Here is a 24,228-nt window from a genome sequence, read left to right as displayed (position 1 = left end):
TATTTGAAGGCCATGATTACCTGGGCAAAAAGACCCTCAGTGTTGAGATAAAGGAACCAATATTTGTGACGGCACAACTCAATGGCGTACAGGAATTTACTGAAGTCGTCAGAAAAGGCAGTTTCGTTGCTGCAGCTGAGGGTTTAGGCGTGACGCGTTCTGCACTCAGCAAAAGCATCAAGCGTCTGGAAATTCGGCTGGGGGTTCGCTTACTCAACCGCAGTACGCGAAGCCTGTCGCTGACACCGGAAGGTGAGATCTATTTCAATCGCTGCACTGTTGCTCTGGATATGATTTCAGATGCCGAAAGCAGAATAGAGGCGGGGATAGTCGAGCCGTCTGGACTGATGCGGCTGACGGTTCCCGTGGCCTTTGGGCACCTTTTCATTATGCCCTTACTCAATATCATGGCGTTAAAATACCGGGCCCTGAATATCGAAGTTGATTTCAGCGATCGTGTTCGCGACCCCGCGACAGACGGCTTTGACCTTGCACTGAGGCTTGGCCCCCTGCCTGACTCAGGTGATTTGGTTGCCACCCGCCTGGGCGAGCAAAGGCTTATCATTTGTGCCTCAGCGGGCTATCTGGAACGAGCAGGCATCCCCATTGATCTTCGTGAGCTTTCATCACACAGATGCATTTCAGGGTTACCATCAGACGGGCAAACTTACTGGCTAATCCGGGGCAAAGAGGGGCACGTTGTAAGACATGTTGTTTCCTCAGCCTACCGTTTTAATAATGGTCAAGCCATGCTGGAAGCGGCTATCGCAGGATGTGGGGTGACGCAACTTCCGGACTGGTTATGCGGTGATGCCATCAAAAAGGGGCAGCTTCGTGCAATTCTACCCACCTTTCAGGCACCGCCCACCCCCATTTCTGCAATGTGGCCCAGGACTCACACGGTGCTTCCTAAAGTGAGAGCCTTGATTGAAGAACTGAAAAAAGAGTTGCCGGCACTGTTAACGAGCGCGCAGCGTTCATCTGTTACGAGATAATGAGATATCAGTGCCTGATACATCAGCGACCGCAAGCCTGCCAGAATTATATTCTCTCAAGCATATTGACCAATGATTGTGAGCGTCTGTTTCCATTCTTACCCGGTAATGAGCACCGTAGATTTCGCCCCCCTGAGTCATACGTTTTCTCCTGGATAATCCGGCCTATTATCAGGAAGGCCGACTGATTAACCTTCAAGCGGCATAATAATAAAGCCGAAGGTCAGGCGGCCCAGGCGGAATACGCGCTTATATGCGCTATGTGAGGCAAGATCCGGCGGATAAGTGAGTTGTATCTGTAAATGGGGGATTTTCACTCCTGACGGGCGCAGTCAGTCGCGCCCGTTATTTAGTTCATCATTGATGATTACTTCGCAGCATCCCGCAGGACCTGCTTCATAAAGGCGACGGAGCTCTCCAGAGCCTGCACTGCTTCTGGCTGCAGCGTGGAGAAGAAATGCCAGGCGTGGAACATACCCGGCCAAACCTCCAAATTTACGCGAACCCGGTTATCACCCAGATGAGTTGCGAGCCGCATCGCGTCGCTCAGCATCAGTTCATTCTCGCCAATCTGAACCAGCACCGGCGGCAGACCCGTCACATCCGCAAACACCGGTGATGCCATTGGGTGATTAGGTAACGCATCGCCCAGGAAGGTGCGTGCCAGGAAATCCAGGCCGGCCTTGGTGTTCAGAGGATCAAGACCTTCCCGGTTGGTCATGGAGACGCCCGTATGCTCAAGGTTGGCCCATGGGGAAATGGAAACACCGCCGGCCGGAAGTGGCAGGCCTTTATTACGTGCAGCTACCATAATGGTAACCACCATTGCTCCGCCCGCAGACTCGCCCGCCAGTAAGATTTTGCTGGCATCAAAGCCCTGTTCAATCAACCACTCATACGCACGAACGGTATCGGTAACGGGCGTGGGGAAAGGATACTCCGGTGCCAGACGGTAATCCGGCATGTAAACCCGTGCGCCCAGCATGCTGGCGTAGTTACCACCAATACCGTGATAGCCCGCCGGTTCGCCGACAATATAAGCCCCGCCGTGGATGTACATAACGATGGCATCAGTTTCAAGTTTGTCAGGCGTCACCAGCGTGCCCGGTACGCCCCCCATGTCGACTTCAGTAAAACTGACACCGGAAGGTGCAGGATTTTTAGCCAGCATACGGGTATAGGCGTCACGTACCTCACTCATAGGCGTTACGGTATCCTCACCCGTAAGGATTGGACCCAGGCCGGCCAGGCTTTCTGACCATTCTTTTACGGCTTGTTTGGTTTGTTGATTCAGCATTTTTATTCCTGTTTGTATTTGCGTTAAAAAATAACAGGAACCTATAGTATATAAACATTTAGGGAATGTGCTTCCCGTATCAGGGTACGTTAAAGCCCGTATTAAAGGAGATAAATAAAGCATGGAGATCAACAGTATTGGTGATATCGCCGCATTCGTCGCGGCTGTAAAAGCCGGGAGTTACACCCACGCAGCGGGTTCCCTCGGGCTCACTCGTTCTGCCATTGGCAAGAGTATTGTCAGGCTCGAAACGCGTATGGGTGTTCGTCTCCTTAACCGTACCACCCGGAGTCTGAGTCTGACTGATGAAGGGAGGGTCATGTTCGACCGTTGCCGACAGATACTGGATGACCTGGAAGAGGTCGATGCCGCCATGGCCATGCGCAGGGGGAAACCAACGGGGACTCTCCGGCTGAGTGCTCCGCTTTCTTTTGGGCAGCGCCATATCCTTCCCATTCTGGATGTTTATCTGAAAAAGTGGCCGGAACTTCGTGCGGAGGTGTCCTTTAGCGACAGGTTTGTTGATCTTATTGAAGAAGGCTTTGATATTGCCATTCGCATCGGTGAACCCCGCGATGACTCGCGCATTCTTACCCGAACGATTGCTTCGCAGCACATTGTCACTTGTGCATCTCCAGAATATTTGTCCTCACGGGGCGTTCCAGAAACGCCCGCAGACTTAACCAGGCATGACACTATTTTTCTTCTGAGTGCAGAAAAGAGACGCAGCTGGCGGTTTGCGACTCCGGAAGGTACTTTTGTGTATGAAGGACCCGGGCGGCTAAACCTCGACAGTTCGGAAGCCATGCGGGCATCGGCAATTTCCGGATTTGGTATCGTTCACTTACCGACCTATTTGCTAGGGGAGGATTTACGTAGTGGTAAGCTGATACCGGTGCTTGAGGAGTATCCTTTCCCTCCGGAACCTATTCGGCTCATTTATCCCAGTAAACGACATTTATCCCCGCGAATTCGGGCCTTTATTGACCTGCTTGTGGAAAGCTGGGAGCAAGGTTTACCTTGGGAATAAAGTATATCCAAACGCAGTTGTCCGGCTACATTTTCAGGCACAATGTCCGCTCCTCGCTCATAACTGCCAGGAGTTAGCTTGGTGCTTAACAATCACATTACACTTTATCAATCTTACCAATTGGATGAGCTTAGAGTGCAGAGCAAACGAGAGTTGCATGATCCCACCATGGGTTATTATTAATCTTTGTAGCGCGAACGGTAAATTGTGCTTCCCGCACCTCATCCAGCAATGCCTGAAGTGGTCGTAAGGTACGCCAAGGTTGACCATTCTTTAGCAATTGATGTTTTTCGATATCATAACAGTCAATGTCTTCAGGGTTGTGGGGGCTCCCACACATGGAACTGATCACAAAGTGCCCTTTGGGTTTAAGAACTCGTTTTACTTCAGCCAGGCAGCGTTGCCTGACTTCTCCAATAAGACAATGCAAACAACTACCATCAACAATCAGATCAAACTCTAAATCCGAAAATTGAGGTAGGTTGCAGACATCACCAACAATAAAATGGGCGGTGAGATTAGCTTGTTGAAAGCGTTCTTCAGCCCATTTGATTGCAGTTTCAGCTAAATCTACTCCCCAAACTTCATAACCATGCTCGGTAAGATACTGCGCTGCCATTGCGCCATTTCCACATCCAAGCTCAAGAACCTTTGCTCCAGATGGTGGAAGATATTCATGTATGCTGAGCCAGGAAAACACCCGTTCCTGCTGTTCTTTCGCCCTTACATAACCATCTCCAGCCCATGCTGTAGCCCCGCTCGCTATCAGTTCACGATACTGTTTCTCGTAAATATTCATATTGGACATGCTTTATACTCAGCAAATAATCAGCTGTTACTGTATAGCCAAATAACGTGGATATGAAGACGACAATAAAGGTAAAGCGACAGCGCCGTACGGTCCACTTTTTACTCTTAGCGGCGTATTGGCACTGCCACAGGCATGTCTATGTAAAAAGCGAAGGTATTATAATTCAAGCATTCATTTGCCCTGATATACGATAACGATGATAAATAAAATACTGGTAAGTGCTTGCCTAATGGGGTTCAAAGTGCGCTATGACGGAAGCGAGAAAGCACAAATGACCGACCAGTTGCAACGCTGGCAGAAAGAGCAGCGTCTTGTGATCCACTGTCCTGAACTGGCCGCTGGGTTGCCAATTCCACGTCCCTCAGCTGAGATTGTTTCTACTGATGGTAAAGACGTAATGAAGGCGCAGGTCAGAATACTTGAAATTACGGGGCAGGATGTAACTGAGCACTATCAGCTTGCCGCCTGGTTGGCATTACGTACAGCTCAGGAGTCAGGTTGTACCGCTGCGTTGTTAACCGACGGCAGTCCAACATGCGGTAGCCAATTCATCTATGACGGTTCATTTAGCGGCCAACGTAAGTCAGGTATGGGAGTCGCAGCTTCGCTACTCACTGAACATGGTATAGCCGTGTTTTCTGAGAAGAGGCTCGCCGATCTCATTGCTTGGATTGATGAGAAAGAACGCTGAACATATTTTTCATTGAGATACGAAAAGAAATCAGCTTTTTTGTTTATTCCTGGACACCTTCTCAGGCCGCTTAGTGCCAAAAGTGGAAGTATCAAAGGGTCAGTGTGAGTTAATTTACGAGTGGTTGGTCATAGCTGATCAGTAATTAATCTAAATAATGGACATTCATCCCGGGTGGTTTGAAAATCTTAAGTCTATGATTTACATATTTGGGCATAAAGGCGGATGAGCAAAAATTTAGAATTCATGTTGTTAGCGCTTGAAAAATCACGTCATGCCTTACCTGGCTGCAGACCAAATCCACCTGTAGGGTGCGTAATTGTCCATAAAAGTGCGGTGGTTTCCGAAGGCTTCACTCAACTTCCAGGCCATCATCACGCAGAGATAGACGCCATTTCAAAACTAACGGTTCCAATTGGTGAATGTGAAATCTTTGTCACACTTGAACCCTGCTCCTATCAAGGAAGAACCCCCTCCTGTGCCTTGACACTTGCTGAACTGAAACCACTCCATGTCTATGTAGCCATGGAAGACCCGCATCCTAGAAACCGTGGAGAAGGACTCAGAATTTTAAAAAATGCAGGGGTCAGCTTTACGCTAGGCATTGGTAAACGAGAGGTAGAGAATTTTCTATCCCCTTATCTGGCGAAGTCTTAGGCCGTATGGACATAACAAAACTGTGTCAGCCAAAGGTCCGATGTTCGCTCAGAGCGGTTCAATCAGTGTGTAGCATCCATCGGTTGAACTCACAGCCCAGTAGCGGACATTCATAGCGAATGATATGGTGATTTCGAGTGAAGGGCAGATCCCAAAACGGGTGGAGGTAATTTTGAGAACGCAGAAAAGATGCATGGGATATGTGGCTATCGTCGTCGACGATTATGACCGAGCGATTGAATATTACACAAGTAAGCTCGGGTTTACGCTTGTTGAAGACACGCCTCAACCTGGCAAGCGCTGGGTGGTTGTGACGCCTAACCCGGAAAGTGACTGTAATCTTCTTCTGGCCCGAGCCTCAAACGATAGGCAGAAAACCTTTATCGGTAATCAGTGTGGCGGCCGGGTGTTCCTTTTCCTTCAGACCGACGATTTTTGGCGCGATTATACCGCTATGAAGGCCGCAGGCGTTCAATTTTGCGAGGAACCACGTGAGGAAGAGTACGGGATGGTGGTTGTATTTGAGGATCTCTTTGGAAATCGCTGGGACTTGTACCAGAACCACTAATTTTCCAAAGCGCCTTAGGGCGCTTCTTTAGCTTCAGTTTAGCTATCCATGATTTAGAGTAAATACGCTCACATTGATTGTCTGAGCCATTCACTCTGTGTAAGAGAAAAAAGCAGGCTAGGCGGCGCGTCTTTCACATCATGGATCTCTTTTACGTATTGCAACCCGGCTTTTTGAAGAACTTTCTGCGATGCCATGTGGTTTCCTCTAACTACGGCAGATATCTCAGTCAGCTTTAACTCACCAAATCCATATCTGACAGAGTATTTCGAAAACTCTGTCGCCAGACCTTTTCCCCATGCCTCTGCGGCGAAACGATATCCTAAGTTATTAATTAAGATATCTGCATAACTGCTGATGCTCAGACCTCCAAAACCAATGATCCTTTCAGGGCTATCCTGCAAAGAGATTGCCCAGTTTCCAAAACTGTGAGTTTCCCAGTGGTTGATCCAGCGAGCTAAAACAGTTTGTGCATGTTGCATGTCAGGATATGGCCCTGCGGGGTTAAAGGTGTTCGTAGCCGGGTCGCCATAAATTCTGAAAAGGTCATCCAAGTCAGATGTAGTTACGGGGCGAAGATGCAGTCTGGTGAGTTGTAGTTGCAAAACAATTTCCTAAATAATGTGATCATTAGGTTAGTTATATATCTGTTTTTATAGTTAGGGAAAAGCAGGTTCGCAACACCTCACCGTCAATTACCATACAGAGTTGTTGGCAATGATTTCGATGCTAGCTTACAGATCCGAATGTCGCTATGTCCGCTCTTCGCTCAAAGCTGCCCTTGATCCTTTAGCGGATAGGTCTGAGTAGCTATGCACCTTAAAATGATTCAAGAAATCTTTGTTTCGGGGCAGTGTTAGTAACCGCTACAATTTTTTGCTCATAAAGACGGTCTTTCCACCCATGAATGGTTCACGTCTATCGATTTCATATCCTAGCGCCGCATATAATGCAATGTTCGCCTCGAATGCTTCGTTCGTCTGCAGGCGAATTTCCCCAATCTCCGCTTGAGCTGCTTTACTTTCAACATGCGACAGTAATCTCCGGCCGATTCCAATTCCTTGCCGGTGAGGATGTACCGCAACATTTTCTATCCAAAGATGATCAGCATGGAGACATATTTCGATGAGGCCGACGACATCCCCTGCAACAATGGCCAGGTCAATGTCATGCTCACGGACGACTTTATTAAAATCGGCCTTCATCGGGGTCGGTTCACGACCAATGACCGAAATCCATTTGGAATAGGCCGCAAGAACTATCTCACGAACCAATTCCGCATCATTTTCTTCCGCGCGGCGGAACCCAACGGTGATGTCAGGCGATTTGCTCATCTAAACTCCTTGAAGCTCGGCTGCCACTAAGATGTGCAACATAACAGGTTGTGCAGCTTTGTGACTCATTAACGTCGGATTAGCGCCGCCAGTTCGACGTTGCAACTGCCAGGTTACTGACACTGGATAGAATAATCAAAATGTGTACATCCTCTTTTACGCAGCCCTTGCAGTAATGCCTGTGTCGCACCAGAAGACTTTCCGGATGGCGAACAGACAAGACAAAATTCACGGTGTATAGAAGGTGTCACCGGCAGCACGCACAGGCCTCGCAATTCAGCTGGCAGGGCAGATTCCGGAATCAGTGTCACACCCATGCCTTCACGCACCAGCATGCAGGCGCTGACCCAATCCCGTACTTTTACGCGTACATCAGAGAGCTGCAAGCCTGCCTGCTCCATCAGACTTTTTCCATTAACGACACATCCGCCTGTCGCGAGAATAAAGGGTTGGCCTGCCAGTGCCTTTAGCGTTATGCCATCCGCCTTTGCATTCTGTCCCTGCGGATGACGGGATGGCATGACCGCCACCCATGCATCCTGTCCCAATACAACGTCTGCTCGTCCCGGTTCGGGATTCATGACCACACCCAGATCCACAGTGTCTGCTGCAATCCATTCCTCCACTTCCTCGTCTGTACCTTCCAGTACCACCACGTCGATGCCCGGATGCAGACGCTTAAAGTCGCGCAGCAGCCCAGGCAAAAATGTGGACGTCACCGAGGGAAAACTGGCGAGGCGAATGCGTCCGCCCTTTAAACCGCGGCTCTCATCAGCCAGCACGCGGATGGCGTTCAGCCGTTCAAGCATTATCCTTGCCTGTTCGATAACCTGCTCACCCAGCGCGGTGACGCCGATGTGTCGACGCTCACGCGTGAACACCGGGAACCCAAGTGAAGCCTCTAACTGGGCGATAGCCTGACTGGCGCCGGACTGAGTCATTCCCACCTCTTCAGCGGCGCGTGAGATATTGCTGGCATCCGCCACGGCGACCAGTAAACGCCAGTGCAAAAGATTCATCATAGGTATCAGTAGCTCAGCTAATAGTTAATTTATGAATCATTAATTTTACAGCATGAGACACATTACGCACAGTGTGTTCAGGAACGGCCAGCATATTGCTAAAAAGCTTTTCAATTTTATCGGAGAGACCATGAAACTTTATTACGCCCCTGACACCTGTTCGCTTTCACCCCACATCGTGTTGCGTGAGCTCGGGCTTGAATTTGAACTGGTCAAAGTGGACAACAGAAGCAAGCTCACCGCAGACGGACGTGACTTCCGTATCATTAATCCAAAAGGCTATGTCGCCGCGCTGGAACTGGACAATGGTCAGATACTCACCGAAGGGCCGGCCATTGTGCAATACCTCGCTGACTTGAAGCCGGAAAGGGGGCTGGCACCGCGAGCGGACAGTTGGGCGCGAGTGCGTCTGCAGGAATGGCTAAACTTTATCACCAGTGAAATACATGCGGGGTCCGCACTGCTGTTCAACTCCACATTGCCTGAAGACGTCAGAACGATCTTTCGTGAAAAGCTCTTCCGGCGGTTCGATTTTCTGCAGGATACGCTCAATGAAAAAGCCTATCTGACGGGCCCCTCGTTCAGCGTTGCTGATGCTTACCTTTTCACCGTGCTGGGTTGGTGTAAATTCTTTTCCATCGAACTGAATCGCTGGCCTGTATTAACGGCGTATATGGCAAATATCAATGCGCGTCCTGCCGTGCAGGCTGCCTTACTTGCAGAAGCATCTCAATAAGCCCGATAAAGCTTATGGCGGATGCAAATGTCTGACAGGTGCAAAGTAAAAGATCCGCTTCCCGCTGCCCAGTGACATCCTTTTTGTGGGGCGTTTAGTGCCAGAGCGGACGTTACAGCTAAAACCCGTCCTGTTCTTGAAAACATCACTAATAAATGGTCGATTTTAATTCTCACGTTTATTGCATTGTACGAATGGGCGCTGGAGCATGGAGCAGAAATGGAACGGGCCCAGGAGGTGTACGACTCGTCCCGGGTGAAAGAGATTTAGAACTCTGCCGCCAGCGCGAGACTTTCGCGGGCAGAACGGGGGAATCTGGTCGCGTTACAGCTTCAGGAAGCCCCGGTACGGTGGAGCAGGTTTGACAGACAGCATTTGCCCGGAGGTCTCTTGAGGCCTGATGCATTCAGGCCGGAACAATAATTGCGCATTCAGGGGGGCAATAAACGACAGGAGATCGCCTCATCCGCGGCCAACCCCAGCGAGCGTGGCTTTTCGCGCCAAAGGCGATATCACATCATTAAAAATGATTAAATGTCATGACTCAGCCTGCAATAAGTTAATCATTAATAGCCGGTGAGTGGTTTTTATATCGTTCAATTAACAGGTGTAAAATCCCCATTGCACCGTGCGCATAAAAATAGACTTCAATAAAAGTAGTAAGGAACTTATGCCACCCGATAATTTTATCCGCTAAATCAGATTCAACAGTATTGAGTAAGAACCATAATCCACCCGATATGGCTACGCATAATAACGCCAGAACACCAAGCCCCTGAATAGTACTGGCAATGCCACCGGAATGGGCTTCAGGTAAGCGATATTTCATCAGCGTATTGATATCTTGTTTAATACCCTCAAAATCCAGCTTAGCCCAGGCAAAATAGTAAGTAAAACCTCTCTGGGTCATCATCCAGCCAAGCATCAGGAAGCCACAGATAATCAGTCCTGACCCGGAAATTACATGCACCCAGGTTATCACGCTGTCCAGGCCATGCCCGGCAAGCGCTTCAGTTTCAGTAAAGTTGGAGTTGATAATTTGTGAAAGTATTAAAAGTGCCACAACGATGTGCAGGGCACGAAAAAAAGGGGCGTACTCATGGGGTAACATATTCCAAATTCGTGATTTCATAGCGATTGCCTTAATGGATTGATCGACATTCTGAATCTTACGAAAGAATTATTAGCTTAACCTTAATTTTAAAATTATTTGCCAGCACGTTCTCATTCCGTCAACGTGGCAATAAATATTGAGAAGTGATAACTATTATTATTACCATCGGCATTTTGGCCTATTAACTGAACCCATGGGCAAACGCGTTTTGCCGGGATTATTTATGCTATCTGGCAAATAACGCACCCCTGTTGCTGTCATTTCAGCCCGACGACATTATTTCCTCATGCATACCCTTAACCTGCCTTTTCTGCGAATCCCTCCGGCAGGTTTTTGTGACTGAGGGTGAAACCCTGATAAATCATGATTAATTAGCAGAAATTAATCTATCGACGGCGGTCTTTAAGGTTGTCGGTTGATAATATACGATATATTCTCAGTGCTTAATTCTTCGCCGGATCACCGCCATGACGACTGCCAGACCCTTGCTCGACGTTCGCCACCTCGCCATTCATACCGATGCCGGATTACCGCTGGTCAAACCGCTTTCCCTGCAGGTGAATTGCCGTGAAATGGTGGCGCTGGTGGGGGAATCCGGTTCCGGTAAAACGCTGAGTTCGCTGGCGCTGATGGGATTGCCGCCGCCGGGTGTGAGTATGACGGGCGGTGAAATCTGGCTGGCTGATAAACAGATTGCCAGCCCGCAGGGCGCGTTTGACACGGCTGTGCGCGGTAAACGGCTGGGGATGATTTTTCAGGAACCGATGACCAGCATGAATCCGGTGCTGAAAGTCGGTGAACAGATAGCTGAAGTGCTGGTGCGCCATCTGGGATTGGGCTGGAAGCAGGCGCACCGTGAGGCCATCGCTTTGCTGGATCGGGTCGGCATCCAGAATCCTGAGCAACGGGCGAAACAGTATATCCACCAGCTTTCCGGCGGCATGCGCCAGCGGGTCATGATTGCCAGCGCCATCAGTTGTAAGCCGTCGCTGCTGATTGCCGATGAGCCGACCACTGCGCTGGATGTCACCATTCAGGCACAGATTCTGGCGTTGCTGCTGGAATTGCAGCAGGAAATGGAGATGGGCGTGCTGCTGATCACCCACGACCTGAGCGTGGTGGCGCGTTACGCAGACCGCGCTTACGTCATGCATCAGGGAAATCTGGTGGAAGCAGGGCCGGTGGCAACACTGCTGACCGATCCGCAGGAACCTTACACCCGCAAACTGATCGCCGCTTCCCAGCCCGAACCGCGTCCGTTCAGCGCAGAAATCAGCGCGGCATCGCCGCTGGTGCGTTTGCGCGAACTGACCAAAAGCTATCCGCAGGCGCAGCGTTTACCTTTCATTCCGGCAAAACGGCAAACGGTGCTTTTCCCGACGTCGCTGGATATCCGTCGCGGCGAAATTCTGGGGCTGATCGGCGAATCCGGTTCGGGGAAAACCACGCTGGGGCGGGCGATCATTGGCCTGACGGAAACTGACAGCGGTGATATCGAATTTGATGGCGTTTCCCTGACCCGCGCCAGTCACGCCACGCGGCAGAAAATGCGCAGCCGCGCACAGATAATTTTCCAGGATCCGTACGCCAGTCTGAACCCTAAAATGACCATCGGTGAGCAAATTGCTGAGCCGCTTCGTGTCTGGAAATTGCGTCCTGCCGGGCAGATTCAGGCGCGGGTAGATGAATTACTCACGCTGGTGGGGCTGGAAGCGCACCACGCCAGCCGGTTGCCCGGCGCATTTTCCGGCGGTCAGCGTCAGCGCGTGGCGATTGCCCGTGCGCTGGCGTTAGAGCCGGAACTGCTGGTGGCGGATGAAGCCGTGTCGGCGTTAGATCTCTCGGTTCGCGGGCAGATCCTGGCATTGCTGGATGAGCTCCGGCGACAACTCGGTCTGACCGTGCTGTTTATCAGCCATGATCTCGCTGCGGTAAAACAGGTGTGCGACCGCGTGGTGGTGCTTTATCACGGCAAAATCGTGGAGAGCGGGCTTACGGCGCAGGTGCTGGGCGCGCCGCAGCATCCTTATACGCAAACTTTACTGGCGGCAGCGCCGGATATCAGGCAGGCGTTGCAACTGCGCAACGTCAGTTAAAACCCGTCAGCAGGGGCAGTTCAGGATGTTCCGCCCATTCATGCCAGGATCCGACATAAATGGCCAGTTGCCTGTAACCCGCCAGTTGCAGGGCGGTGAATACCGTGGCGGCACGTGCGCCCCGGTGACAATAAATAATGATCCCCCGGTCGGGATGCAGTCCGGCTTTCTCCGCGCGATGGCGGATTTCTCCGGCATCCTGAAACGCGCCGTTATGCACCACATCCTCCCAGAACAGCAATCTTGCACCGGGAATTCTTCCTGCCCGGTGGCAGCATTCATGCGCAAATTCACCGCTGAATTCTGACGGACGCCGGGCGTCCAGAATCTGTGCGTCGGACGCCTGTGCCGCAAGCACTTCCGTCCGCGTGGCCGTCAGCGAATTAAGTTGCGCGATCACCGTACTGTCTGGCGCACGGTAATCCGGATTTTCTGCGCTTATCACTGCGCTGTTGCCGGTTCCCGGCATCAGCTCGCCGCCTGCGCGTTGCCAGGCATCCAGCCCGCCATCGAGCACCAGCGGCTGGCAGATGCCGCCGCACAGCGCAAACCACGCACCGCGCGGGGAGCGCATACCGACCTGCTGTTCAAAGAAAACAGGTGTGACGTTGTCACGGATGTCCAGCGACTGCCAGGCACGCTGAAAGGCATTGAACAGGCTGTTCACACCGGCTTCAGTGCTGTCGGGAATAAAGTAATCATAAACATTCAGATGATGCGCGCCCGGCAGGGTTGCGGCCTGCCACTGAGCGATCTCACGCACATCAATCAGCGCGAACTGTTCGCCATTTTTTTGGCGTTCACGCAGCTCTGCGGCGCTGATAATGATGCGCGGCAAGGGGAAAGCAGAGTAATCAGGCAAGGTAAAATGACTCCGGAAAAAGCGGTAACAGCGTGCCGGTTCCCCGCTGCTGCGCGAGTGCCAGCACACGGGCCGCCAGGGCGATGTCGAAAACGTTGAGGCCAAACGAGGAGAAATACACACTGTCATCCGGCGCAGGTCGCCAGCCATCGAGCAGCAGATTGCTTAAATCAGCATCAACGCGATCCGGCGAAAATTGCCCGGCGCGGTACATCTGGAAAAGGCTTTTGGCGCTGGTTTCGCAGAAATCTCCCCACAAATCGACCACCACTTTTGTGGCGCGGGCAATCGCCTCAAACGCGACTTCGTGATAACCCACCTGAATAACCAGCCTTCCGGGGCGGATTGCCTCCGCGCCCAGCAGCGGTTCGGCGGCGCTGGTGCAGGTGATCACGGCGTCGATGTCTTGTGCGCAGGCGTGCGGTAAACCGGTGATTCGGACCAGCGGCCACGGCAGGTTATCGCTGTCTGTGGCAAAAGCAGATGCGCTGCGGCTCCACCAGCTGACCTGTTGCAGATCCGGGAAAAGCTGACGCAGCATATCGAGATGCGCCGTGGCCTGCACGCCGGTGCCGAGCAGCAGAACGCGCTGTACGGGACGCGGTGCGGCATGGCGTAACGCCAGCGCCGAGACGGCAGCTGTGCGGGCGGCAGTCAGCGCGGCGCTTTCCACCAGCCCGAGTGGCAGACCGTTATCTGCGCGGTTAATCAGCGTCATCGCCATCGCCTGCGGCAGCCCGTCGTGGGCATCGGGGCGATGTGCCGTCCATTTCACGCCAGCGGCATTGAAACGACCGCCTACGCAGGCGGGCAGCGCGTAGGCTTTTCCCCGCGCACCGGCAAGACTGACGTGGGTTTCCGCTGGCATCTGCGTCTGTTGCTGGCGCATTAAGGTGACAACGTCACGCACGTCATCCAGCGCGGCCTGCGCCTGCGTACCGCCGAGCGCCATGACATCCCGCTGATTCAGATAGCGAAAACCCTGCGTCATCTCAGTGCTCCAGCAAGGTCTGAGCAAAGGGATACAGCGCCGGTGAGCCGCCACAGTGCACGAAAATCACCCGTGAACCGGCGCTGATTTTGCCTTGCTCCACCAGACTGATCAGCCCGTGCATGGCTTTGCCGGTGTAGACCGGATCCAGCAGCAAACCTTCGGCCTGCGCAACACGGTAGATGGCATCAATGCCGCCGTCAGACGGCACGCCGTAGGCGGTGCCGACAAATTCGTCTTCAATCCAGATATCGTCAGGCGTCCAGTGTTGTGGCCATTCCAGCAAATCAGCACAATCCTGCGCCATGGCGGAAATTCGTGTCCGGAACCATTCCGCTTTGGCGCTTACGCTGATACCCACGATTTTGGTGTCCGGCCAGTATTTACGTGCGCCGACATACAGCCCGGCCAGCGTACCGCCGGAACCGGTCGGCGCGACAATCACGTCCGGCGGCAACTGATGACGTTCTTTAAGCTGGACGTCCATTTCTTCGATAGCGCGCACATAACCCAGCGCGCCGAGCGGCGTGGCGCCGCCGAGCGGGATAATCAGCGCTTTTTCACCGCGTTCCTGTGCCGCGTCGGCATGGGCATTCATCGCCCCTTCAATCTGGGTGAAATAGCCGTCAGGGTCGAGAAACTCCAGCTCCGCGCCGAACAGTTTATCGAGCAGAAGATTGCCCTGATAGGTTTCCGGCTGATGGCCGCGCAGCACCAGCACCGGTTTCATGCCGAACTTACGCGCCGCCGCCGCCACCATCCGGGCATGGTTGGACTGATGCCCGCCGGTGGTGATAACCACATTGACCTGCTTGCGGCAGGCATCGGCCATCAGATATTCCAGTTTGCGGACTTTATTACCGCCGCCGCCGAAGCCGGTGTAATCATCACGTTTGATATCCAGCGTGATGCCGAGTGAGTCGCCGAGTGTGCTCAGGCGTTCGAGCGGTGTGGGGAAGAATCCCAGTGAAACACGTTCAAAATCATCTGCTTGTTTCATCATAATTTTCCTGGTGATTATCTTTTAAAACATTCCCGGATGTTGACGCAAAGCCTCGCCGGATTATTCCGGCAAAGCAGAAAAAGGGGTGTCGCGGGCGTAAAAACGGATCCAGTCGGTGACGGATTGCTGAAAGCGTTCCAGCCCGCACAGGGTGACAAATTCATTCACGCCGTGCGCATTGCCGCCGTGCCGAGGCCGCCAATCAGAAAGGCCGGTGCGATGCGGGCAAAGGTATACGCCGGTGCGCAGCCGGGTGCCCACGGCCAGACCTGCGGTTGCGCGCCCTGAGCCTGATAGCTGGCGAGCAGGGCATCGACGCCGGGGCTGTTGCGCGGGAAACGGTGGCCGGGGTAACTGTCGTCCAGCTCAAGTTCCACGCCGTCGAATTCCGCCCGGCAGAGCGTCTGGCGGATTGCCGCCAGCAGGTTTTCACCGTCAATGCCCGGCGGTACGCGCAGCGCGAGTTCCGCGCTGGCGCTGTGCGGGATCACGCCCCGCGCCTGTTGCGGATCACTGCAGATTTCTGAAATGTTGAGCACCGCGCCGTTGATCAGTTGTTGCAGGCAGGCCAGCGTATCGCCGCTGACCGACAATTTTTCACTGCGGCGAAAGTGCAGTTCATCGCTGATGCTGAACTGTTGCGCCAGGGTATGCAGCAGCCGGTTTGCCGGTTCATCCACCGTCTGACGGGCGATGACGCCGCTGTTTTCGGCGGGTGCAATGGCATGAAGGGCATGAACCAGCCGCCAGACGGGATTGGCAATCCAGTTGGCGTTACTGGCATGGATAGCCGCGTGAGGGCCACCCCATGCGCCGCCGCTGACCCGTAAACGGCCGCCGCTCAGTCCGCTGAAACCGAGATACACGCGAGGTGCGCCGCCGCCGTATTCACACAGCGAAGGGAAAAATACCGCCCCGGCGGACGGCACCGGACAGGGTTCCTGCGCCAGGTAACGCCGTAACCGGCCACTGCCCGTTTCTTCCTCGCCTTCGAGAATGATCTCGAGATTAACGTCCGGCCCGCCTGCGTCACACAGCGATTTTATCGCCATCAGCATGCCTGCCAGTGGCCCTTTATTGTTCTCTGCGCCGCGTGCGATATACACCGCACCGGTGCCCGGCCATTCGGTAATACCGCCGGTGAAGGGCGGGAATTCCCAGCCTTCGTCCGTGGCAGGCATCACGTCGTACATGTTGTACAGCACCAGCGTTTTTGCCGCCTGACGCTCAATGCGCATGTGCACCAGCGGCGGCGTGTTGTCGTCGTTCTGCTGGCTGACCGGCAATACCGGCACGCCGTGCAGATTCTGGTGTATCCAGTCTTCCAGCCACTGCGCCAGCTCACGCTGCGGGCTGAGCTGGCCGGAAACACTGGCGAACGGCGTCATCGTATGGAGCAAATCGAGCGTCGGTTGCAGCGCAGGGGGAACGGGATGTGTCACAGGCGGATCCTCGGATTGAGTACCACATAGAGCAAATCGATAATCAGGTTGATGCCGACAAACACCAATGCAGCAAGCAGCACAATGGCCTGTACCAGCGGGAAATCACGGTTCTGGATCGCCTGAACGGCGAGGCGACCAATACCCGGCCAGGCAAAAATGATTTCGGTCACCAGCGCACCGCCAAGCAGCGAGGCGAAATACATGCCCTGCACAGTAATGACCGGGATCAGCGCATTGCGTAAACCGTGGCGAACCACAATCCGCCAGCGGCTCAGCCCTTTGGCGCGGGCGGTACGGATGTAATCTTGTTGCAGAACGTCAATCAGACTGGCGCGGATCAGCCGCGCAATGGCGCTCATGTAATACGCGCCGAGGCTGATGGCAGGCATCACCAGCTGACTGGCGCTGCCATAACCGCCGGACGGCAACCAGCGCAGGTTCAGGCTGAAGGCGATGATCAGCAGCAGGCCAAGCCAGAACACCGGCACCGCCTGACCGCTGAAGGCCAGCAGGCGTGAGACCAGATCCCATAGCGTGTTCTGATATAACGCGCTGACGATACCGAGCAGCAAACCGGCGACGGTACTCCAGAGTAACGCGGTAATGGCCAGCAGCAGGGTGGCGGGAACGCGCTGGCCGATGAGTTCGGTGACCGGCTGGCTGTAGCGCAGTGATTCGCCCAGATCGCCCTGTAAAACACCGGTCAGATAATGCCAGTACTGCCACGTCAGTGAACGGTCAAAGCCCATGCTGTGGCGGAAATTGTCGATTTCCTGCTGGCTGGAGCCCGGCGGCATCATGACCGCAGCCGGATCGCCGGTCAGGTGCAGGCTGTAAAAAATCAGCAGTGACACACCAAACATCACCAGCACTGACTGCCCGAGGCGTTGCAAGATATAACGCAGCATATCAGTCGAGCCTCGTGTGGGTTTTACGCAGCAGGCTGTCGCCGAGCAGGTTGCAGCCAATCACCAGTGCGGCAATCACCAGCCCCGGCCAGAGCACCAGCCACTGTGCGAGCAGCATATAAGAACGGCCTTCGCCGATCAGATTACCGAGCGTCGGCGTCGGCGGCTGAATGCCCATGCCGAGAAAACCAATCGACGCTTCCAGCACGATCAGGCGCGGAATATCCAGCGTCAGCAGCACGATCAGCGGGGTCATCAGATTGGGCAGCACGTGGCGCAGCAAAATGCGCGGGGTGGAAAATCCCATGGCTTTGACCGATTCAATAAATTCCAGCTCGCGGATTTCCAGCGTTTTGGCACGGGCGACACGGGCATAAATCGCCCAACTGGTCACGCCCATGATCACAATGATATTGGTGAGTGACGCGCCGAACAGCGCCATCACCAGTAAGATCAGCAGGATGAACGGCACCGCCAGCTGGATGTCCATCAGGCGCATGATCAGCGCGTCGAGCCAGCCGCCGGTATAACCGGCAATCATGCCCAGCGCCGAGCCCGTCACCGCCGCAATTAACGCTGCCAGCAACACCACCATCAGCGAAAGCCGCGTACCGGATAAAATACGCGACAGCAAATCGCGCCCCAGTTGATCGGTGCCCAGCAGATGATGGCCGCCCGGCGAGGAAAAGGCCGCAGCCAGATCATTGGTCAGCGGATCCGGCAGGGGCAGCCACGGCGCCAGCAGCGCCGGAACAATCACCAGTAGCAGCAACAGTCCGCCGAGGAGCCCGTCGCCGTAAAACCGGCGGCGGGATTTCCTTTGCAGGGTTGTACGCAGTGAAATCATTTCATCCTCAGGTCAAACAGCGGGATCCGCGAATCGGCGCGGCCGGTGAAGGTCACGTTGTCGGCACTGGCATACAGGGAATCTTCTTTGTACAGCGGAATAAGCGGTTGCTGACTGGCGACAACCTGCTGTATCTGCTGCAAAATATTCTCACGTTTGGCCGGGTCGACCGTGGTACGGCTGCTGTTCAGCAGGGCATCCAGTTCAGGCGAGTTCACCGTAGAATACGGCTCGCCGGAGTGCAGGATCGGATAAAGCGCGGCATCGGCGTCCAGCGTCTGTGTTGATCCCCACGCCAGCATGTACATCGGTGCCTGTTTCTGCGCCGCGACCTGCTGGGTATAGACCGACCATTCCGGCACTTCGAGTTGCGCTTTCACGCCGATGGCTGCCAGATCCTGCACAATCGCCTGGGCGACGTCTGCACTGGCAATATAACGGCGGGGTGCCTGGAAGCGCAGGGTGAAGCCTTGCGGATAGCCCGCTTCTGCCAGTAACGCTTTGGCTTTGGCGATGTCCTGCGCCGGTGCAGGGATCGCCTCATAGCCAAAATCTTTCGGTCCGGCCATGGTGCCGGTCGGCGTGCCGAAACCGTGCAGTAAATCGCGGGTATAGGCCGTGCGGTTCAGCGCCAGTGATAACGCCTGACGGACGCGCACATCATTCAGCGGTTTCTGGTCGTTCTTCAGTCCGAGGTAAATGGTCAGTCCGCCATTTTTTACCTGTTCGAGATGCACGCCCGGTTTGTTTTTCAGCGCCGGCACCAGATCGGCCGGTACGCCATCGACCAGTTGTACTTCGCCGGTCAGCAGGGCGGTGATGCGCCCGGTGGCCTCCGGGATCGGACGCCAGGTGACGGTATCGATGGCGGGCTTGCCGCGCCAGTAATCCGGATTGGCCTGCATCACCACTTTTTCATCGGGAATAAATGCGGTGAGGGTGTACGCGCCGGAACCCACCGGTTTGCGGGCAAATTCCGCAGCACCGACTTTGGTGACATACGCCGGTGGCACAATATAGGTCGGGTAGCGACTCATGCGGGTTGGCAGCAGCGGGTCGGGGCCGGTGGTGTGGATTTTCACCTGATAATCGCCGGTAACTTCCACGGATTTGATGGTGCGGATATACGAAATGGTCGGCGCGTGATTCGCAGGATCCAGAATACGGTCGATAGAGAATTTCACCGCCTGCGCATTGACCGGCTCGCCGTCGCTGAACTTCACACCCTGACGCAGGGTGAACTCCCAGGTGGTATCATCGGGTGATTTCCAGCTTGTCGCCAGCCCCGGTTGCAACTGCATATTGGCGTCGCGCAGCACCAGCGTATCAAAGAGGTTATCCACCAGTGTGGCAGACTCTTTCAGGAAACCCGGGTCCATCGCCGTGGCGGAAGCTGGCTGGGCGATCACCAGTTCAGAGGCGAAAGCAGCCGGTGTCGTCAGGCTGATAAGCAGGGCCAGTGAAGCCGGTTTAAAGGCAGGTATTCTCATTACGGTCATTCCCAAAGTGAAGCCGCCAGAAGAGTTGACGGAATTAACGTGAAGGTTGTGCGTCACAAAAACGGTCAATCAGTATTCAATTCCTCAATACATGATATATCCTATATAATGTATTTTTGGCAAGCTACAGATTAAACCGCAAAAGAAAAGCCATTATTTTGCTAAAGGAAAACGTCAGATGTTTGAGATGGAAAAAGCGCAGCGTGTCAGCCTCACTATGCAGGTGGAGGCCAAACTGAAAGGGGCATTAATTGTCGGCGTACTCAAACCGGGCGCGCGGCTGGTGACCAAAGAAATTGCTGAAAAACTGGGCACCAGCGTGACGCCGGTGCGCGAAGCATTGCTGCGTCTGGTGTCGGCGGGCGCGCTTGATGCGACGCCTGCACAGGCTTTTCTGGTGCCTAAAATTGCGCTGGCGCGGTATCAGGAAATCACCCTTATCCGCAAAAATCTTGAAGGGCTGGCGGTATCGCAAGCCTGCGGGCAGATCACTGCGCAACACCTCGCTTTGCTGAAAACGCTGAATACCCGATTTATGGCGGCGAAAGTGGAAAATAACGTTGAGGACGCTTTAGAGGCTAACCGGGAGTTTCGTTTCACTCTGTATGAAATGGCCGCGATGCCCACGCTGACCGCGCTGATTGAGCAGTTGTGGGTGCAGATTGGTCCGTGTTTTAACTATCTTTATCCGCAGTCACCGCATATGGCGCAGGGCCAGCATAATTACGATCAACTGCTGGTGGCGCTGGAAGCGGGCGATGCTAAACGCTGCGTGAAGCTTATCCACAAATCGATTGATGACGGCGCAGCCATTCTCGGTAAGCATTATTTTCTACAGGAGTGACGGGCGGTTGCCGGGAGTCAGGAGGCATTGCCAGACTGCAACACGCAGTCTGGCAGGGTCGTTCATCAGAACATCAGCACCATCCACGGATAGGCAATCAGCATCATGCCGCCGAGGAAAATCGCGCCGAAGATGGTACCGAGGCGCCAGTAGTCTTTGGTTGGCAGATAGCCGCTGCCGTAATAAATCGGGCTAGGGCCGGTGCCGTACGGGGTGATGATCCCCATCACGCCCAGCGAGGTCACCATCATCAGGCAGTAAACCGGCATATTGATGCCCGGAATAGCCGCCGCAATGGTCAGCATCGCCGGTAACAGCGCGGTGGTATGCGCCGTGGTACTGGCGAACAGGTAGTGCAGCAGGAAGAACGCAATCAGCAGCATAACTGCCGCGACCTGCGGGTCGAATCCGTCGAGTAACTGACCGCCTTCTTTACCCAGCCAGGCAATAAAACCAACGCGGGCCAGACCATCCGCCAGCGCGACCAGCGTCGCAAACCACGCGAAGGTGTTCCAGGCCGGTTTATTACTGGTGATATCGTTCCAGTTCAGCACGCCGGTCCACAGCATCAGTACCACGACCAGCAACGCAGCCAGCGCGGGTTCAATCCACGCAGCGGCAAAAATCCACATCAGCAGCGCAGAACACACAAAGATCAGCAGCAGGATTTCGTTACGCGACAGCTTACCCAGTTTGTCGAGTTCGCTTTTCGCCCAGCGCGGCACCTCGTCATTAATCTTCACTTCCGGCGGATAGAACCAGTAGGCCAGCAAAGGCATGGTCAGGATCAGCAGCACCCCCAGCGGCAGGAACGCCAGGAACCACATACCCCAGGAAATCGTAAAGCCGGTGATACTTTTCACCAGCGCCAGTGCCAGCAGGTTCGGGGCCAGCGCCGACAGGAACATCGAACTGGTGATACAGGCGGCGGTAATCGCCACCCACATCAGATAAGAACCGATTTTGCGCGCACTCGGGTCATTGGGTTTGGAGCCGTATAACGGCGGCAGGTTGGCGATGATCGGGTAAATGGTTCCGCCGCTGCGTGCGGTATTGGACGGCGTGAAAGGTGCCAGCAACAGATCCGCAAAGGTAATGGCGTAACCTAATGTCAGGCTGCGACGGCCGAGATATTTCACCAGGATCAGGGCCAGACGGCGACCAAACTGCGTTTTGTCATATCCGGCGGCAAACATAAACGCGCCAAAAATAAGCCAGACCGTCGAGTTGCCGAAACCGCTCACCGCCCATTTGAACGCCTCGGTGGGCATCTTAAATTTCGGGTTGGCGATTTCTTCCGGGCTGAATAACAGCCACTGACTGAAGAGGGCGATCACCACCACGCCGGTCAGGCCGATCACGGCGCCGGGCAAGGGCTCGAAAATCAGGCCGACAATCACGCCGACAAAGATGGCGAAGAAATGCCACGCATAGGGTTCAAGCCCGGCGGGGACCGGCGTCAGCAGTAAAAGCACCGCCACCAGCACCGGCAGGAACAACATAATCAGACGTTTTTTTAGTCCCCCGGAGGCCGGATCGGCCTTGCCGGGAACATTCAATGTCGATGTGGGTTTCATAAATTTTGTCTGCCCGTAATTGAGTGTGAGCGTTACGCCACGGTTATCAAAGATGGTGTTCTGATTCGGAAAACCATTAATTTCTTTCGAACTTAAATGCGTTAAGCGGTACGCAATGACAGCGGGTCCACTGTGACGAAATTAAGATGTTACTTTTATTCTTAGCCTGAATGACGCAATACATTCACTTATATCAATACGGTATCATTACAATAAGTGTGGTTATTTATTTATCGAAATAATCCGTTTAAGTGAATGTAGAGTAAATTTGCGTAAACGCCAGTTGTTGCAGTCAACTCTATGATTTTGAAGGTGAGATTTTTTATGTTATTCTAATGTTGATTTTTGTCAACTCATCATTAACAATTGAAGGTGGCATGGGTTTCTGTGTCGGATAAATAAACAACTCCTGTTTTCAGCACGTTTATAACGCCAATTTCATCGCCTGATGCAAATAAATTAGCTAACAGATTTCTATATTCGCCTGCTTCGGATTGCTTAATTAAACGTAGTTTTTTACGGTAAGTAATGCGGTCATGGAAAAATTCAAGACTTACAGATTTCGGAGTTGATCATAATGAATAAGCTGACACCGGTACTGAATCCGCTCACGCTGCCAAACGGTGCGGTACTGAAAAACCGTCTGCTGATGGCCCCGATGACTACCTGCACCGGCTTTTATGACGGTACCGTCACCAGTGAACTGGTGGAATATTACCGTGACCGTGCTGGCAGCATCGGCACAATCATCGTCGAATGTTGCTTCATTGACCGCATGGGCCCGGCGTTTCCGGGTGCTATCGCTATCGACAGCGACAATAAAATTGCCGGTCTGAAGAAAATTGCCGATGCCATTAAATCCAAAGGCTCGAAAGCGATTTTACAGATTTACCACGGTGGCAGAATGGTGGAACCGGAGCTGATCGGCGGCCGTACGCCTGTCGCCCCAAGCGCCATCGCTGCACCCCGTGAAGGCGCGACCCGGCCAAAAGAACTGACCGGCGAAGAAGTGGAAACCATGATCACCAAATTTGGTGATGCCGTTAACCGCGCCATTAAAGCCGGTTTCGATGGTGTGGAAATCCACGGCGCAAACACCTATCTGATCCAGCAATTTTACTCGCCGAATTCCAACCAGCGCACCGACAAATGGGGCGGAGACCGCGACAAACGCGCCCGTTTCCCGCTGGAAGTGCTCGACATCACCCACAAAATGGCAGAGCGCTTTGCCGACGCCTCCTTCATTATCGGCTACCGTTTTTCGCCGGAAGAGCTGGAAGTGCCGGGCATCCGTTTTGACGACACGATGTATCTGCTGGAAAAACTCGCTGCGCGCGGGCTGGACTATGTGCATTTCTCGGTCGGACAACTGTTGCGTCCCTCTATCGTCGATACGCAGGACCCGACGCCGCTGATCACTAAATTCCGTGCCATGCGCTCTGAAACACTGGCTAAAGTGCCGGTGATTGGCGTCGGCGGCGTGATCAATAAAGCTGATGCCGAAAAAGGGCTGGAATACGGTTTTGATCTGATCGCGGTGGGTAAAGCCTGTATTGCTTATCCGGACTGGGCTGACCGCATCGTCAATAACGATCATCTTGAGCTGTTTATCGACAGCCATAAACGCGAAGAACTGAACATCCCTGAACCGCTGTGGCGCTTCTCTCTGGTTGACGCCATGATCCGCGACACCAGCGTCACCGGCCGTAAATACAAAGCCGGGGTGTATCAGGAGAAAGTCGAAGCCGAAGCGCTGAAACTGAAAATCAGCGTCACGCTCGACACTGACCGTATTACCGATATCGCGCTGGTGAAAGACGACTCGCTGGACGTCGATTTCACGACCACCTTCGAAAGCCTGCGTACGCGCATGCTGGTCGCCAACAGCCCGCACGTCGATG

The 24,228-nt window shown here is 53.7% G+C and carries 21 protein-coding genes and 2 pseudogenes; 9 read left to right on the top strand and 14 right to left on the bottom strand.

What is annotated here, in order from left to right; translation table 11 throughout:
- Positions 1-65 precede the first annotated feature (65 nt).
- Positions 66-995: a LysR family transcriptional regulator gene (locus tag UC14_RS24605; RefSeq protein WP_015697049.1), complete on the top strand. Its 930-nt coding sequence runs from the start codon at positions 66-68 to the stop codon at positions 993-995.
- A 367-nt stretch (positions 996-1,362) separates the two neighbouring features.
- Here the strand turns inward: UC14_RS24605 and UC14_RS24595 are convergent, their stop codons facing one another.
- Entirely contained in the window at positions 1,363-2,292 is a 930-nt protein-coding gene (locus tag UC14_RS24595) for an alpha/beta hydrolase (RefSeq protein ID WP_112198625.1), read from the bottom strand.
- Between the two features lie 121 nt (positions 2,293-2,413).
- Here UC14_RS24595 and UC14_RS24590 point away from each other — a divergent pair, with 121 nt between their 5' ends.
- Entirely contained in the window at positions 2,414-3,322 is a 909-nt protein-coding gene (locus tag UC14_RS24590; protein WP_112152431.1) for a LysR family transcriptional regulator, read from the top strand.
- Positions 3,323-3,452: 130 nt separating this feature from the next.
- Here the strand turns inward: UC14_RS24590 and UC14_RS24585 are convergent, their stop codons facing one another.
- Positions 3,453-4,121 carry a class I SAM-dependent methyltransferase gene (locus tag UC14_RS24585; protein ID WP_112152432.1) on the bottom strand — a complete coding sequence of 223 codons (669 nt, stop codon included), beginning with the start codon at positions 4,119-4,121 and terminating at the stop codon, positions 3,453-3,455.
- Between the two features lie 208 nt (positions 4,122-4,329).
- On the opposite strand from UC14_RS24585, the gene UC14_RS24580 reads away from it, so the two are divergent.
- From UC14_RS24580 to UC14_RS24570, 3 genes are all read left to right on the top strand, one after another.
- Positions 4,330-4,824 carry a DUF523 domain-containing protein gene (locus UC14_RS24580; protein ID WP_024191716.1) on the top strand — a complete coding sequence of 165 codons (495 nt, stop codon included), beginning with the start codon at positions 4,330-4,332 and terminating at the stop codon, positions 4,822-4,824.
- A 225-nt stretch (positions 4,825-5,049) separates the two neighbouring features.
- Entirely contained in the window at positions 5,050-5,481 is a 432-nt protein-coding gene (locus UC14_RS24575; protein WP_112152434.1) for a bifunctional diaminohydroxyphosphoribosylaminopyrimidine deaminase/5-amino-6-(5-phosphoribosylamino)uracil reductase RibD, read from the top strand.
- Between the two features lie 172 nt (positions 5,482-5,653).
- Positions 5,654-6,049, top strand: a complete 396-nt coding sequence (locus tag UC14_RS24570; RefSeq protein WP_050144761.1) for a VOC family protein — start codon at positions 5,654-5,656, stop codon at positions 6,047-6,049.
- Positions 6,050-6,117: 68 nt separating this feature from the next.
- On the opposite strand, the gene UC14_RS24565 is transcribed toward UC14_RS24570, so the two are convergent.
- The 3 genes from UC14_RS24565 to UC14_RS24555 all read right to left on the bottom strand — a co-directional run bounded on the left by UC14_RS24565 (position 6,118) and on the right by UC14_RS24555 (position 8,405).
- Positions 6,118-6,654 (bottom strand): GNAT family N-acetyltransferase, encoded by a 537-nt coding sequence (locus tag UC14_RS24565; RefSeq protein WP_112152435.1) that lies wholly within the window; start codon positions 6,652-6,654, stop codon positions 6,118-6,120.
- Positions 6,655-6,915: 261 nt separating this feature from the next.
- A complete protein-coding gene (locus UC14_RS24560) occupies positions 6,916-7,383 on the bottom strand; it encodes a GNAT family N-acetyltransferase (protein WP_112152436.1) in 468 nt (155 codons plus the stop codon).
- Positions 7,384-7,496: 113 nt separating this feature from the next.
- Positions 7,497-8,405: a LysR family transcriptional regulator gene (locus tag UC14_RS24555; RefSeq protein ID WP_198670115.1), complete on the bottom strand. Its 909-nt coding sequence runs from the start codon at positions 8,403-8,405 to the stop codon at positions 7,497-7,499.
- Between the two features lie 130 nt (positions 8,406-8,535).
- Here UC14_RS24555 and gstA point away from each other — a divergent pair, with 130 nt between their 5' ends.
- Complete coding sequence (gstA, locus tag UC14_RS24550; protein ID WP_112152438.1) at positions 8,536-9,141, top strand: glutathione transferase GstA; 606 nt, start codon at positions 8,536-8,538, stop codon at positions 9,139-9,141.
- 559 nt (positions 9,142-9,700) lie between these two features.
- Here gstA and UC14_RS24540 read toward each other — a convergent pair.
- Complete coding sequence (locus UC14_RS24540) at positions 9,701-10,273, bottom strand: cytochrome b/b6 domain-containing protein (protein ID WP_013575630.1); 573 nt, start codon at positions 10,271-10,273, stop codon at positions 9,701-9,703.
- A gap of 449 nt (positions 10,274-10,722) precedes the next feature.
- Between UC14_RS24540 and UC14_RS24535 the strand changes: the two genes are divergently transcribed.
- A complete protein-coding gene (locus tag UC14_RS24535) occupies positions 10,723-12,351 on the top strand; it encodes an ABC transporter ATP-binding protein (protein WP_112198623.1) in 1,629 nt (542 codons plus the stop codon).
- Here the strand turns inward: UC14_RS24535 and UC14_RS24530 are convergent.
- The 7 genes and pseudogenes from UC14_RS24530 to UC14_RS24500 form a co-directional block, all read right to left on the bottom strand.
- A complete protein-coding gene (locus UC14_RS24530) occupies positions 12,344-13,213 on the bottom strand; it encodes a sulfurtransferase (protein WP_112198622.1) in 870 nt (289 codons plus the stop codon). The two genes, UC14_RS24535 and UC14_RS24530, sit on opposite strands and share 8 nt — an antisense overlap.
- A complete protein-coding gene (locus UC14_RS24525) occupies positions 13,206-14,204 on the bottom strand; it encodes an ornithine cyclodeaminase (RefSeq protein ID WP_112198621.1) in 999 nt (332 codons plus the stop codon). The genes UC14_RS24530 and UC14_RS24525 overlap by 8 nt, the downstream gene beginning before the upstream one ends.
- 1 nt (position 14,205) lies before the next feature.
- Positions 14,206-15,204: a 1-aminocyclopropane-1-carboxylate deaminase/D-cysteine desulfhydrase gene (locus UC14_RS24520; protein WP_112198620.1), complete on the bottom strand. Its 999-nt coding sequence runs from the start codon at positions 15,202-15,204 to the stop codon at positions 14,206-14,208.
- Between the two features lie 63 nt (positions 15,205-15,267).
- Positions 15,268-16,649 (bottom strand): annotated as a pseudogene (locus tag UC14_RS24515) (M20 family metallopeptidase).
- A complete protein-coding gene (locus tag UC14_RS24510; RefSeq protein ID WP_013575624.1) occupies positions 16,646-17,560 on the bottom strand; it encodes an ABC transporter permease in 915 nt (304 codons plus the stop codon). The pseudogene UC14_RS24515 and the gene UC14_RS24510 overlap by 4 nt, the downstream one beginning before the upstream one ends.
- Before the next feature lies 1 nt (position 17,561).
- Positions 17,562-18,407 (bottom strand): ABC transporter permease, encoded by an 846-nt coding sequence (locus UC14_RS24505; RefSeq protein ID WP_112152443.1) that lies wholly within the window; start codon positions 18,405-18,407, stop codon positions 17,562-17,564.
- Positions 18,404-19,897 carry an ABC transporter substrate-binding protein gene (locus tag UC14_RS24500; protein ID WP_112198627.1) on the bottom strand — a complete coding sequence of 498 codons (1,494 nt, stop codon included), beginning with the start codon at positions 19,895-19,897 and terminating at the stop codon, positions 18,404-18,406. The genes UC14_RS24505 and UC14_RS24500 overlap by 4 nt, the downstream gene beginning before the upstream one ends.
- Positions 19,898-20,084: 187 nt before the next feature.
- Between UC14_RS24500 and UC14_RS24495 the strand changes: the two genes are divergently transcribed.
- Entirely contained in the window at positions 20,085-20,750 is a 666-nt protein-coding gene (locus UC14_RS24495; protein WP_013575621.1) for a GntR family transcriptional regulator, read from the top strand.
- Positions 20,751-20,815: 65 nt separating this feature from the next.
- Here the strand turns inward: UC14_RS24495 and UC14_RS24490 are convergent, their stop codons facing one another.
- The gene (locus UC14_RS24490) at positions 20,816-22,327 is read right to left on the bottom strand and encodes an anion permease (RefSeq protein ID WP_112198619.1); all 1,512 of its coding nucleotides are present in this window, start codon (positions 22,325-22,327) and stop codon (positions 20,816-20,818) included.
- A gap of 577 nt (positions 22,328-22,904) precedes the next feature.
- On the opposite strand from UC14_RS24490, the pseudogene UC14_RS24485 reads away from it, so the two are divergent.
- Positions 22,905-24,228, top strand: a pseudogene (locus tag UC14_RS24485) (flavocytochrome c); the annotation flags it as partial.

It is taken from the genome of Rahnella sp. NRRL B-41462 (assembly GCF_003263525.1).
Classification (GTDB): domain Bacteria; phylum Pseudomonadota; class Gammaproteobacteria; order Enterobacterales; family Enterobacteriaceae; genus Rahnella; species Rahnella aceris.
The sequence above is the reverse complement of the archived record's forward strand: the minus strand, read 5'-3'. Positions and strand labels throughout refer to the sequence as shown.

Coding starts and splice junctions, on each gene's coding strand:
- UC14_RS24525 (WP_112198621.1), bottom strand. CDS start 14,204: ATGACGCAGGGTTTTCGCTATCTGAATCAGCGGGATGTCATGGCGCTC.
- UC14_RS24560 (WP_112152436.1), bottom strand. CDS start 7,383: ATGAGCAAATCGCCTGACATCACCGTTGGGTTCCGCCGCGCGGAAGAA.
- gstA (WP_112152438.1), top strand. CDS start 8,536: ATGAAACTTTATTACGCCCCTGACACCTGTTCGCTTTCACCCCACATC.
- UC14_RS24495 (WP_013575621.1), top strand. CDS start 20,085: ATGTTTGAGATGGAAAAAGCGCAGCGTGTCAGCCTCACTATGCAGGTG.
- UC14_RS24505 (WP_112152443.1), bottom strand. CDS start 18,407: ATGATTTCACTGCGTACAACCCTGCAAAGGAAATCCCGCCGCCGGTTT.
- UC14_RS24575 (WP_112152434.1), top strand. CDS start 5,050: ATGAGCAAAAATTTAGAATTCATGTTGTTAGCGCTTGAAAAATCACGT.
- UC14_RS24590 (WP_112152431.1), top strand. CDS start 2,414: ATGGAGATCAACAGTATTGGTGATATCGCCGCATTCGTCGCGGCTGTA.
- UC14_RS24500 (WP_112198627.1), bottom strand. CDS start 19,897: ATGAGAATACCTGCCTTTAAACCGGCTTCACTGGCCCTGCTTATCAGC.
- UC14_RS24580 (WP_024191716.1), top strand. CDS start 4,330: ATGATAAATAAAATACTGGTAAGTGCTTGCCTAATGGGGTTCAAAGTG.
- UC14_RS24595 (WP_112198625.1), bottom strand. CDS start 2,292: ATGCTGAATCAACAAACCAAACAAGCCGTAAAAGAATGGTCAGAAAGC.
- UC14_RS24540 (WP_013575630.1), bottom strand. CDS start 10,273: ATGAAATCACGAATTTGGAATATGTTACCCCATGAGTACGCCCCTTTT.
- UC14_RS24555 (WP_198670115.1), bottom strand. CDS start 8,405: ATGATGAATCTTTTGCACTGGCGTTTACTGGTCGCCGTGGCGGATGCC.
- UC14_RS24535 (WP_112198623.1), top strand. CDS start 10,723: ATGACGACTGCCAGACCCTTGCTCGACGTTCGCCACCTCGCCATTCAT.
- UC14_RS24490 (WP_112198619.1), bottom strand. CDS start 22,327: ATGAAACCCACATCGACATTGAATGTTCCCGGCAAGGCCGATCCGGCC.
- UC14_RS24510 (WP_013575624.1), bottom strand. CDS start 17,560: ATGCTGCGTTATATCTTGCAACGCCTCGGGCAGTCAGTGCTGGTGATG.
- UC14_RS24585 (WP_112152432.1), bottom strand. CDS start 4,121: ATGAATATTTACGAGAAACAGTATCGTGAACTGATAGCGAGCGGGGCT.
- UC14_RS24520 (WP_112198620.1), bottom strand. CDS start 15,204: ATGAAACAAGCAGATGATTTTGAACGTGTTTCACTGGGATTCTTCCCC.